The organism is Paracidovorax sp. MALMAid1276 (assembly GCF_049198005.1).
Lineage (GTDB): Bacteria > Pseudomonadota > Gammaproteobacteria > Burkholderiales > Burkholderiaceae_C > Acidovorax.
Genome location: NZ_JBMIRS010000160.1, coordinates 1 through 825, shown reverse-complemented (window position 1 = coordinate 825; position 825 = coordinate 1). Strand labels below are relative to the sequence as shown.

Below are 825 nucleotides of genomic sequence, written 5' to 3'. Positions count from 1 at the left end.
CTACCCTGGGCTTGTCGGTCGCACCCCGCGATCCTCGGTTTTCGCGCGTTTCGCTTCGACGCCTTCTACCGCGCAGACTCCTAGAAATCACCCGCGGCAACAGCGTACCGTCATGACAACCCCCTCAGCTACAATCCGCCGCAGTATAAGCTCCCGCCCCGCGGGACGCCCCCCAACCCTTCCGAACCCCCATGAAGCAAGCCCGAAGCTCCATTCCACGACTCTTGCGCCTGCTGGCCCTCAGTGCACTGCTCGGATCGGGCGTGGCCCATGCGGATGACTATGCCGAGATCACCCAGCTGCTGCGCGCCGGCAAGCCGGCCGACGCACTGGCCAAGGCCGACCAGCGGCTGGCCGCCAACCCCAAGGATCCGCAGCTGCGCTTTCTGCGCGGCGTGGCCCAGGCCGACAGCGGCAAGCAGGGCGACGCCATCGCCAGCTTCACCAAGCTCACCGAAGAGTATCCGGAGCTGCCCGAGCCCTACAACAACCTGGCCGTGCTCTACGCCAACCAGAACCAGCTGGACAAGGCGCGCACCGCGCTGGAGATGGCGATACGCACCAACCCCAGCTATGCCACGGCGCACGAGAACCTGGGCGACATCTACGCCAAGCTGGCCAGCCAGGCCTACAACAAGGCGCTGCAGCTGGATGCCACCAACGCCAATTCGGTCAAGCCCAAGCTCGCGCTGATCCGCGAACTGTTCTCCACCGACTCGGCGGGCAAGGCCGGCCGCAGTGCCGCTGCAGCGCCCGCCCCCGCCGTGGTGGCCACGCAGCGCCCCGCCGCTGCCCCTGCGCCCACCCCGGCGGCACCACCTGCCC

1 protein-coding gene is annotated in these 825 nt (G+C 68.1%); it reads left to right on the top strand.

What is annotated here, in order from left to right; translation table 11 throughout:
• Positions 1 to 191 precede the first annotated feature (191 nt).
• Positions 192 to 825 (top strand): tetratricopeptide repeat protein (locus tag ACOQFS_RS10985; protein WP_421562917.1); only part of this gene is annotated, 634 nt, incomplete at its 3' end.